This is a genomic window from Streptomyces sp. NBRC 109706 (genome assembly GCF_000974485.1).
Taxonomy (GTDB): Bacteria; Actinomycetota; Actinomycetes; order Streptomycetales; family Streptomycetaceae; genus Streptomyces.
Genome location: NZ_BBOM01000007.1, coordinates 607821 through 620199 on the forward strand (window position 1 = coordinate 607821; position 12379 = coordinate 620199).

At 73.5% G+C, this 12379-nt stretch carries 1 protein-coding gene (running past one end of the window); it reads right to left on the reverse strand.

Features of this window, described 5'->3' with window-relative positions; translation table 11 throughout:
* Positions 1–57: 57 nt before the first annotated feature.
* A protein-coding gene (locus AOM46_RS35930) for a type I polyketide synthase (RefSeq protein ID WP_062212231.1) crosses the window boundary here: on the reverse strand, positions 58–12379 show its 3' portion. 4517 nt of this gene lie beyond the right edge of the window; only the last 12322 of its 16839 coding nucleotides appear in the window; its start codon lies beyond the right edge, outside the window; its stop codon occupies positions 58–60.

Here is a 12379-nt window from a genome sequence, read left to right on the forward strand (position 1 = left end):
GTCCGGGGCGGGTCCGGGGGGCCGGGCAGGTGCGGGCGGGCGGGCGGCGGGCCTGGGTCAGGAGAGGCCGAAGTCCTCGTTGATGAGGTCGAACAGCTCGTCGTCCGTGGCCCGGGCGATGTCCTCGTCGGTCGATGCGCCGGCCGGCGCGTCGGTGGGCAGCCGCAGCCTGGTCAGCAGGCGTTCGAGCCGGTCGGCGACGGCCTCGCGGTCGGCCCTGGCGATATCGCTGACGGACAGATCGTCGAGCGCTTCGAGCATCGCCAGCCGGGCGGCCGGTGTGCCGGCGGCGGCAACGTCCGGCGGGGGCGCCGCCGGGCCGGTCGCGGTGTCGGGCGAGGGCAGTTCCTCCGCGAGATGGTGGGCCAGCGCCAGCGGTGTGGGGTGGTCGAAGAGGGCGGTGGAGGCGAGGCGGAGCCCGGTGACCTCGTTGAGCCGGTTCCGCAGTTCGACGGTGGCCAGCGAGTCGAAGCCGGCCTGGGTGAAGCCACGCCCGGGCTCGATGCCTTCGGGCGTGTCATGGCCGAGGACCAGGGCCGCCTTGGTCCGGATCAACTCCAGCAGAATCTCGGCCCGTTCGGACGTCTCCCGGCCGGCGAGCCGGCCGCGCAGCGCGGTGGACTCCCCGGCCGCTTCGGCGCTTCCGGGGCGTCGGACGGGCGCCGGGACAAGCTCGGCGAGCAGCCGCGGCAGGACCTCCGCGGCGCGCAGCGCGGCCGGGTCGAGCCGCAGCGGAACGAGATGCGGTTCGCCCGTCCGGGCGGCGGCGTCGAGCAGGGCGATGCCCTGGGCCTCGGTGAGCGGCGCCGCGCCCGATCTGGCCAGCCGCTCCCGGTCGGCGTCCGCCAACTCCCCGGCCATGCCGGCCTCCCAGGCGCCCCAGGCCAGTGCCAGCGCGGGCAGCCCCTGGGCGTGCCGGTGCCGGGCGAGGGCGTCGAGGAACGCGTTGGCGGCGGCGTAGTTGGCCTGGCCAGCGCCGCCGATGACGCCGGAGGCGGAGGAGAACAGCACAAACGCGCCCAGGCTCAACTCCCTTGTCAGTTCGTGCAGATGCCAGGCCGCGTCGGCCTTGGGCCGCAGCACCCGGTCGAACCGCGCGGGGGTCAGGGACTCCACGATGCCGTCGTCGAGGACGCCGGCGAGATGGTAGACGGCGGTGAGCGGATGCTCGCGCGGTTCGGCGAGGAGCGCGGCGAGCTGGGTGCGGTTGGCCACATCGCAGGACCGCACCTCGGCGGTGGCGCCCACCGCGGCCAGTTCGGCGACGAGTTGGGTGGCCTCGGGAGCGTCGGCGCCGGAGCGGCTGACCAACAGCAGTTGCCGGGCGCCGCGTTCGGCGAGATGCCGGACCAGGGCTCGGCCTAGGCCGCCGGTGGCCCCGGTGACCAGAACGGTACCGGTCAGGCCCCGATCCGCCAACGCCCCCTCTGGGGCTGCCCGTTCTGATGCTGCCCGGTCCGGGGTGTCGTGGCGGCGGGCCAGGCGGGGGACGCGTACCGTCTCGCCGCGCAGGGCGAGCCTGGGCTCGTCCGAGGCGAGGGCGCGGGCGAGCGGCCCGGCGTCGAGGGGGGCGTCCGGCGCGGCGTCGAGCAGCACAAAGCGGCCCGGGTGCTCGGCCTGGACGGCGGCGATCAGGCCCCAGACGGCGGCCGACGCCGGATGCGGCGCCTCGCCGTCGTGCTGGGCGACGGCGCCCCGGGTGACCAGCACCAGCCGGGCGGGCGCGAACTCGCCGTCGAGCCAGGTCTGCACGAGATCGCGGGTGCGGTGGACCAGCGCGTGCGCGGCCTCGTGCACGGGCAGCGCCGAATCGGGCGGCAGCGGCGCGAGCACAAGCTCCGGGCGCGGCCCGCCGTCGGTGAGGCTCTTGGCCAGCGCGGTCAGCTCGGCATGCCGGGTCAGGCCCGTCAACTCCGGTAGCCCGTCCGGTCCTTGGGCGGGGGCCAGGGCCGCCCACCGGCCGGTCGGCTGCTGCGGTGCCGGCGGCAGTTCGCGCCAGGCGACGGTGTGCAACGCGTGCTGGCGCGGGGCCAGTTGTTCCTCGCTGACGGGTCGGGTGACCAGCCGGCCGATCCGGGCGACGGGCCGCCCCCGGTGGTCGGTGAGGGTGACCCGGGCACCGTCGGTGCCGGTGGGGCTCAGCCGCACCCGCAGCGCGGTGGGCGCGGGGGCGTACCGGACGACGTCATGCCAGGCGAACGGCAGCCGGCCGGCGCCGCCCGACCCCTCGGCGGTGTCGCCGGCATCGGGGACGCTGAGGCCGCCGGCGTGCAGGGCTGCGTCGAGCAGCGCCGGGTGGATGCCGTAGCGGGGCGCGTCCCGGTGCTGTTCCGCCGGCAGGGCCACCTCGGCGAGGGTGTCGTCGCCGTCCCGCCAGGCGGCGCCCAGGCCCTGGAACGCGGGGCCGAGGTCGAAGCCGCCGGCGGCGAACCACCGATAGAAGTCGGCCGTCTCCAAGGGGACGGCGCCCGGTGGTGGCCAGTCCGCACCGTCAGGGGCCGGCGGCGCCTTGGCGTCGGGGGCGTCGGCGAGCACGCCTTCGGCATGCCGGGTCCAGGGCGCCTCGGGGTCGGCCGCCGGGCGGGAGTGCAGGGTGAGCGGCCGGCGGCCGGCCGCGTCGGCGGCACCCACCCGTAGCTGCACCAGCGCCTGGGCACCGCCCGGGGGCAGCACCAGCGGTGCCTCCAGGGTCAGTTCCTCAACAAGCGCACAGCCGCTGTGCTGACCGGCCTGCCAGGCCATCTCCACCAGCGCGGTGCCGGGCACCAGCACGGTGCCATGGATGGTGTGGTCGCCGAGCCAGGGCTGGTCGGCGGTGGAGAGCCGCCCGCTGAGCAGCGTTCCCTCGCCGTCGGCGAGGGTGACGACCTCGGGCAGCAGCGGATGGGCGTCGGGCGCGGCCCGATGGGCGCCGGGCGCACCGGGGTTGAGCCAGTAGCGGCGGCGTTGGAAGGCATAGGTGGGGAGCGGGACGCGCCGGCCGCCGGTGGGGTGGGCGGCGCGGTTCCTCACCAGTCCGCGCACCTGGAGCCGGCCGAACGCGGTGGTGAGCGCCAGCGCCTCGTCCTGCCCGCCGCGCAGGGTGGGCAGAAACGCGGCGTCCCGCGCGTCGGGGAGGCAGTCCTCGGCCATCGCGCTGAGCACCGCGTCGGGGCCGAGTTCGAGGAAGGTCCGCACGCCCCGCCGGTGCAGGGTGGCGATGGCGTCGGCGAACCGCACGGGTTGCCTGGCATGCCGCACCCAGTAGGCCGGATCGCTCAGTTCCTCGTCATCGATGACGGTTCCGGTCATATCGGAGACGATCGGGATGCGCGCCGGATGGTAGGTGACCCGCTCGGCGACCTCGGCGAACGCGTCGAGCATGCCGTCCATATGCGGGGAGTGGAAGGCATGCGAGGTCCGCAACCGCTTGGTCTTCCGCCCCAGACCCGTGAAATGCGCCGCCGCCTCCTCCACCGCGTCCACGTCCCCCGCCACCACCACGGACAACGGACCGTTGACAGCCGCCAGAGCCAGACGCGTCGAACGCTCGACCAGGAACGGCGCCACCTCGTCCTCGGCAGCCTGAACCGCAAGCATCGCCCCATCCGACCGCTGCTCCTGCATCAACCGACCCCGCGCCACCACCAACGCACACGCATCCGCCAACGACCACACCCCCGCCACATGAGCCGCCGCCAACTCCCCCACCGAATGACCAACCACAAAAGCCGGCACCACACCCCACGACTCCACCAACCGAAACAACGCCACCTCCACCCCGAACAACGCCGGCTGCGCAAACTCCGTCCGCCCCAACACCCCCTCATCGGCCACAACTTCACCCAACGGCCGCGGCAGATGCCGATCCAACTCCCCCCACACCCCATACAACGCATCGGCGAACACCGGAAACACCTCCGCCAACTCCACCCCCATCCGCACCCGTTGACTCCCCTGCCCGGTGAACAGGAACGCGGTGCCGCCCTCGGCGGGGGTGCCGCTGATCACGCGGGGCAATTCGGCGCCCTCCGCGAGAGCGTCCAACGCGGCGAGCAGCGGCGCCTGTTCGGTCCCGTCGGCGATGGTCAGCGCGGCCCGGTGGGTGAGGGCAGCGCGGCCGTCGGCGAGGGAGCGGGCCACATCGGCGGGTCGCAGCTCGGGGTGGGCGGTGAGATGGGCCCGCAGCCGGCCGGCCTGGGCGGCAAGCGCCTCGGGGCTCTCGGCGGAGAGCAGCACGGGCACCGGACCGGCCGGCGGCCGCTCCTCGTGCGGCTCCGGTGGGACGGGCTGCTCGACGATGACATGCGCGTTGGTGCCGCTGACGCCGAACGAGGAGACGGCGGCCCGGCGGGGACGCTCACCGTCGGGCGTCGTCGGCCACGGCGTCTCCTCGGTGAGCAGCCGCACCGCGCCCGACTCCCAGTCGACATGCGAGGACGGCTCATCGATATGGAGGGTGCGCGGCAGGGTGCCATGCCGCATCGCCTCGATCATCTTGATGACGCCGCCGACTCCGGCCGCCGCCTGGGCATGCCCGATATTGGACTTCAACGAGCCCAGCCACAACGGCCGTTCCTCCGACCGCCCCTGGCCATAGGTGGCGAGCAGCGCCTGGGCCTCGATCGGATCGCCCAGGGCGGTGCCGGTGCCATGGGCCTCGACGGCGTCGATATCGTTCGGGGTCAGCCCGGCGGCCGTCAACGCGGCCCGAATGACCCGTTGTTGGGCGGGACCGTTGGGCGCGGTCAGACCGTTGCTGGCACCGTCCTGGTTGACGGCCGAACCCCGGACCACGGCCAGTACCTCATGCCCGTTGCGGCGCGCGTCCGAAAGCCGCTCCAGCAACAGCATGCCCACACCCTCGGCCCAGGCCGTGCCGTCCGCCGCCTCGGCAAACGGTTTGCAACGACCATCGGGGGCGAGGCCACGCTGCCGGCTGAACTCCACGAAGGCGGTCGGGGTGGCCATCACCGTGGCACCGCCGGCCAGCGCCATCGTGCACTCACCGGTGCGCAACGCCTGCGCCGCCAGATGCAACGCCACAAGCGACGACGAACACGCCGTGTCCACCGTGACGGCCGGACCCTCAAGCCCGAAGGTGTAGGCGACCCTTCCGGAGGCGACACTGCCGGCGCTGCCGTTGCCCAGATAGCCCTCCAGCTCAAGGGCGGCGGCCGAGCCATGGCCATAGCCGCCGTGGATCAGCCCGGCGAACACCCCGGTGGCGCTGCCGCGCACCGACGCGGGATCGATCCCGGCCCGTTCGAACACCTCCCAGGAGGTTTCCAACAGCAACCGTTGCTGGGGGTCCATCGCCAGCGCCTCACGAGGCGAGATCCCAAAGAAACCGGCGTCGAACTCGGCGGCCCCCGCAAGGAATCCGCCCTCCCGCGCATAGGAGGTGCCGGGGTGTTCCGGGTCCGGATGGTAGAGCGCGGCCACATCCCAACCCCGGTCGTCGGGGAAGGTCGAGACCGCGTCGACGCCGTCGGCCACCAGCCGCCACAGCGCCTCCGGCGAATCCACCCCGCCCGGGAAACGACACGCCATCCCGACGATCACCACCGGATCATCGGCGTCAACTGCCCCTGTCCGCACGGGGGTCGGCGCGGCGGCCGGCGCCTCGGGCGCGAGGAGGGTCACCAGCCGGTCGGCGAGCGAAAGCGGCGTGGGGTGATCGAAGACAGCGGTGGACGGCAGCCGGAGGCCGGTCGCCGCGTTCAGCCGGTTGCGGAGTTCGACGGCGGTCAGCGAGTCGAACCCCACGTCCTTGAAGGCGCGTTCGGGATCGACCGCCTCCGGCGTCTCATGCCCCAGCACGGTCGCCGCCACGGTGCGGACCAACGCGAGCAGTTCCTCGGCCGACGCGGTGGCATAGCGTCCGCCGCCGTCGCCGCCCCCGCTCCTGGGCAGCCGGCGGCGGCGCGCGGCGCGGGCCAGTCCGCGCAGCAGCGGCGGGGTTTCGGCGGCGTCCGCGCCTCGGGCGCGCAACGCGGCGGTGCGCAGCCGGATCGGCGCCAGCAGCGTCTCGGCCGAGGCGAGGGCGGCGTCGAGGAGGGCGAGACCTTCCTCCGTGGACAGCGCGTCGATCCCGGCCTGCCCCATCCTGGCCAGGTCCTCCCGGCCGAGCCCTCCGGTCATGGCGCTGCGTTCCGCCCACAGACCCCAGGCCAGCGAGACCGCGGGCAACCCGAGCGACCTGCGGTGCAGGGCCAGGGCGTCGAGAAAGGCGTTTGCCGCCGCATAGTTTCCCTGGCCGGGGCCGCCGAGCAGTCCCGCGGCCGAGGAGAACAGCACAAACGCGTCGAGATCCAGCGCCCGGGTCAGCTCGTGCAGATGCCAGGCCGCGTCCACCTTGGGCCGCAGCACCCGGGCCAGCCGCTCCGGCGTCAACGAGCCGATGACCCCGTCGTCCAACACACCGGCCGTGTGGATCACGGCGGACAGCGGATGCTCGTCCGGTATCCCGGCCAGCACAGCGGCCAACTGCTCGCGGTCCGCCGCATCGCAGCCCACGACGGTCGCCGTCGCGCCCAACTCCGCCAGCTGGGCGACGAGTTCGGCGGCGCCAGGCGCCTCGGGGCCACTGCGGCTGAGCAGCAGCAGCCGGCGCGCGCCCCGGGCGGCGACCAGATGGCGGGCCACCGCGCTGCCCAGCGTGCCGGTGCCACCGGTGATCAACACCGTTCCGTCGGCGGCCGGCGGTGCCGGAACGGTCAGCACGACCTTGCCGATATGCCGGGCCTGCTGCAGATGACGCAGCGCCTCGGGGGCCCGCCGCACATCCCAGGTGGTGGCGGGCAGCGGCACGATGACGCCGTCCTGGGCCAGCCCGCGCAGCTCGGCCAGCAGGCTCCGCACCCTGTCCGGCCCGGCCTCGATCAGATCGAACGCCCGGTAGCGGATATCGTCCCTGAGCGCGCCTTCCCTGATGTCGGTCTTGCCCATCTCGACAAACCGACCGCCGGCGGCCAGCAACCGTTGGCCCGCGTCAACGGGGGCGCCGGCAAGCGAGTTGAGCACCAGGTCGACGCCCCGGCCGCCGGTCGCGGCCCGGAACGCGTCCTCGAATGCGAGGTTCCGGGAGGACGCGATGTGCTCGGCGTCCAGGCCCTGTTCCTGCAACGCCGGCCATTTCCCGGGGCTCGCGGTGCCGAACACCTCGGCGCCCCAGTGGCGAGCGAGCCGCACCGCCGCCATGCCGACACCGCCGGCCGCCGCATGCACCAACACCCGTTCGCCCCGGCGGAGTTCGCCGAGGTCGCGCAGGCCATAGGCGGCGGTGAGGTAGGCGATCGGCAACGTGGCGGCGTCGACAAACGACCAGCCGTCGGGGATCAACGCCAGCATCCGGTGGTCGGCGACCGCGACCGGGCCGAACGATCCTGGCAGCAGGCCCATCACCCGGTCCCCCGGCCGCAGATCGGGCACATCGTCGGCGACGGCCAGCACCACTCCGGCGCCCTCGCCGCCCAACTCGTCCCGCCCCGCGCCGCCGTCCCGGCCGGCCACCATGCCGAGGGCCAGCACCACATCGCGGAAGTTCACCCCGGCCGCCCGCACGGCGACCCGTACCTGGCCGGCGGCCAGCGGCGCGCCAACCTCCGGCGCGGCGCCCAGCCGCACATCGCCGACCGTGCCGGCGCCCACGGCGCCATCGCCGAGCCGCAGCCGCCACGCGCCGTCCGGCGCCTCGGCCGGCGGGGCGAGCGGCGGCGTCCCCCGGTCGAGACGCGGCACATATGCGGTGCCGGCGCGCACGGCCAACTGCGGTTCCCCGAGGCTTAGTTGGGTCAGCTGGGCAACGGTGGCGGTGTCGCCGTCACTGTCACTGTCACTGTCACTGTCACTGTCCAACAGGGTTATTCGGCCCGGGTGTTCGGCCTGCGCCGAGCGCAGCAGACCCCAGGCCGCAGCGCCCGCCAGATCGACGATCGGCTCGCCCGCCTGGACGGCGACGGCGCCCCGGGTGACCACCACCAGCCGCGTGCCCTCGTTCGCCTCGTCGGCCAGCCAGCCGCGCACCCGGTCCAGGGCGTCGGCGACGGCCGCGTGCACGGCGTCCGGCAGCTCGCCGCGTGCCGGGTCGGCCGCGCCGAGGCGCAGCAGCTCGACCGGCTGATCCGACGCGGCGGCCTCGCCGCCGCCCGGTACCGGGGACCAGACGACCCGGAAGAGGAAGTCCTGGGCGGCCTTGGGCTGTTGTTGACCGGCGGCCAGCGGTCGGGCGACCAGGGAGCCGACCGTCAGCACCGGCAGCCCCTGCCGGTCCCGAACGTCGATCGCCACCTCGTCCGGGCCGAGCGCCGAAAGCCGCACCCGCAGCAGATCGGCGGCGCCGGCGGCGTGCAGGGTGACATCGCGCCAGGAGAACGGCAGCCGCCCCTCCCCTTCGAGGACGCCGCCCACCCGCAACGCCTGCAATCCGGCGTCCAGCAACGCCGGATGCAACGCGAACTCCGCGCCGTCGCCCGCCGCCTCCGGCAGCTCGATCTCGGCATACACCTCGTCGCCGCGCCGCCAGGCAGCGCGCAGTCCACGGAACGCCGGGCCGTACTGGAAGCCGGCGTCGTTTGCCCGCGCATAGAAGTCGGAGAGGTCCACGGCGGCCGCGCCATCCGGCGGCCAGACCGCCGCCGGCTCGCCGCCCGGCGGCACCGGCCGCTCGGCGAGCAGCCCGGTGGCGTGCCGCGTCCACCCGCCCGAGACGCCATGGCGGGCATGCAGACTGAGCGTGCGCCGCCCGGCGTCCTCCGCGGCGGCGGCGTCCTCCGGGGCGGAGACGACGAGTTGCAGCTGGGTCTCCCCGCTCTCCGCGATCACCAACGGCGCCTCAAGGGTCAGTTCCTCAACCCAGCCACAGCCGACCTGATCCCCGGCATGCACGGCAAGCTCCAACATCGCCGTGCCGGGGAGCAGCAGCGTCCCGTTGACCGCATGGTCGACCAGCCAAGGGTGGGTGGCCGGCGACAGGCTGCCGGTCAGCAGAAACCCATCGGTGTCCACCAGCTCCACACCGGCACCCAACAGCGGATGCCGCGTCTCGCCAAGGCCCAACCTGGCCGCATTGACCGCCTCTTGACCGCCATCCAGCCAGTAGCGCTTCCGCTGGAACGGATACGTCGGAACGTCGACCTGCCGGCCACCGGCCAGCACCCGCTCCCAGGCGACCGGCACACCCTGGACCCAGGCCTCGGCCAGGGAGGTAAGGAACCTGTCCAGACCGCCCTCGCCCCGCCGCAACGTCCCCACGGCAGGGGCGTCCTCGATCGCCATCGTCAACACCGGATGCGCACTGACCTCAACAAACGTCCCCTGGCCTGCGGCGACGACCGCCTCATCGAACCGCACGCGACTACGGAGATTGGTGAACCAGTACTCGGCCGTCAACTCAGCCGTATCAACGGGCTGTCCGGTCACCGTCGAATAGAACGGTATGGGCGCGGAGTGGGGTGTCACCTCCGCAAGATCGGCCAGCAGACGCTCGCGCAGTTCGTCGACCTGGGCGGAGTGCGAGGCATAGTCGACGGGGACTCGGCGGGCCCGGACCTCATCCGCCTCGCAGGCCGCCAACAGCTCGTCCAACGCCGCCGGTTCGCCCGCGACCACCGTGGCCGAGGGACCGTTCACCACCGCGATCGACAGCCGATCGCCCCAGGCCGCAATCAGCCCCTCCACAACACCCACCGACTCCGCGACGGACACCATCCCACCCCGACCCGACAACACCTCACCAATAGCCCGCGACCGCAACGCCACCACCCGCGCCCCATCCACCAACGACAACCCACCCGCCACCACCGCCGCCGCGATCTCACCCTGCGAATGACCGATCACCGCAGCCGGCTCAACCCCATACCCCCGCCACACCTCCGCCAACGACACCATCACCGCCCACAACACCGGCTGCACCACATCCACCCGCCCCAACCAACCCTCATCCCCAGACCGCAACACCCCCACCAACGACCACTCCACAAACCCCGACAACGCCTCCTCACACTCCACCAACCGCCGCTCAAACACCGGCGAAGCGTCCAGCAGTTCCTCCGCCATGCCCAACCACTGCGAACCCTGCCCCGGGAACACAAACACCACCCGACCCGCACCCGGCACCACACCCCCACGCACCACCTCCGAACCCAACACCACCGCCCGCTCACCCAACGCCGCCCGACCACACGCCAAAGACCACCCCACATCCACCGACCCCACCAACGACCCCACCCGCTGAAGCTGCGCATCCACCGCCAACGGAGTCGCGGCCGAGACGACCAACGGAATCGGAGTATCCACCACCGGCCGCACCCCGGGCTCCGGCTCCGGCTCGTGCTGAGGCGCCGGCTGCTCGATGATCACATGCGCATTGGTCCCGCTCGCCCCGAAGGAGGAGACCCCGGCCCGACGCGGGCGCCCCGTCTCCGGCCAGGGGACCTCATCCGTCAGCAGCCGCACCGCGCCCGACTCCCAGTCGACATGCGGGGACGGTTCCTCAACGTGGAGGGTGCGCGGCAGCACCCCATGGCGCATGGCCTGCACCATCTTGATGACGCCACCCACACCGGCGGCCGCCTGCGCATGCCCGATATTCGACTTCAACGACCCCAACCACAACGGCCGCTCAACGTCCCGCTCCTGCCCATAGGTGGCGAGCAGCGCCTGCGCCTCGATCGGATCACCAAGGGTCGTGCCCGTCCCATGCGCCTCCACCGCATCCACATCCGCCACGCCAAGCCCCGCACCCGCCAACGCCGCCCGGATCACCCGCTGTTGGGAAGGACCGTTGGGCGCCGTCAGACCGTTGCTCGCCCCGTCCTGGTTCACCGCCGAGCCACGAACCACCGCCAACACCCGGTGCCCGTTACGACGCGCGTCCGAGAGCCGTTCCAGCAGCAGCATCCCCACACCCTCGGCGAAGCCCGCCCCGTCGGCGTCGGCACCGAAGGCCTTGCAGCGGCCGTCGGGCGAGAGGCCGCGCTGGCGGCTGAACTCGGTGAAGAGTCCGGGGGACGACAGGACGGTGACGCCGCCGGCGAGCGCCAGGCCGCATTCGCCGTTGCGCAGTGACTGGGCCGCCAGGTGCAGTGCCACCAGCGACGATGAGCACGCCGTGTCCACCGTCACCGCCGGGCCCTCAAGGCCGAAGGTATAGGCGACGCGGCCGGAGATGACGCTGCTGGAGGCGCCGGTGGCGAGATATCCCTCGACGTCCTCGGGGATCTCCCGCAGTCGGCTGCCGTAGTCGTGGTACATCACGCCGGCGAAGACGCCGACGTCCCGGCCGCGCAGCGACAGCGGATCGATGCCGGCCCGCTCGAACGTCTCCCAGGACGTTTCCAACAGCAACCGCTGCTGGGGGTCCATCGCCAGGGCCTCACGCGGCGAGATCCCGAACAGTTCGGCGTCGAACTCGGCGGCGTCGCGCAGGAATCCGCCGTGCCGGGTGTAGGAGGTGCCGGAGCGCTCGGGGTCCGGGTCGTAAAGGGACTCCAGGTCCCAGCCCCGGTCGGTGGGGAACTCCGCGATGGCGTCGCCGCCCTCGGCGACCAGCCGCCACAGCGCCTCGGGCGAGTCGACGCCGCCCGGATAGCGGCAGCCCATCGCCACGATCGCGATCGGCTCGGCCACGGCGGTCGCGACGGCGGCGGGGCGACGTTCCGGCGCCTGATCGAGCAGCTGACGCTCCATCAGTTCCGCCAGCGCCTCGGGGGTGGGGTGGTCGAAGACCAGGGTGGCGGGCAGCCGCAGTCCGGTCTCGGCGTTGAGGCGGTTGCGCAGTTCCACGGCGGTCAGCGAGTCGAAGCCGAGGTCCTTGAAGGCGCGGCCCGGCGCGACGGTGTCGGGCGAGGAGTGCCCCAGGACCAGGGCGGCGTTCTCCCGGACCAGGCCGAGGACCTTGGCGCGCCGGTCCTGTGCGGGGAGCGCGGCGAGGCGCCGTCGCAGTTCGGGGGTGCCGGCGGCGCCGGCCGCGCGCCGGCGGACACGCCTCGGGCTGGTTGGAGCGGTGGCTGTCGCGGCGCGGTGCACGGCGAGCAGGGTGGCGTCGGCCGGGCCCGGGCGGGGAGTGGTGAGCGCCTGGTCGAGAAGGCTCAACCCCTGGGCTGTGGTGAGGGGTTGGAAGCCGTCGCGGTTCATGCGGGCCAGCTCGGCGTCGCCGAGGGCACCCGTCATGGCGCTGCGTTCCGCCCACAGGCCCCAGGCGAGGGAGATCGCCGGCAGGCCGAGGGCGCGCCGGTGGGCGGCGAGGCCGTCGAGCGCCGCGTTGGCCGCGGCGTAGGCGGCCTGTCCGGCGGAGCCGAGCAGGCCGGCGGCGGACGAGTACAGCACAAAGGCGGCGAGATCGAGGTCACGGGTCAGCTCGTGCAGATGCCAGGCGGCGTCGGCCTTGGAGCGCAGG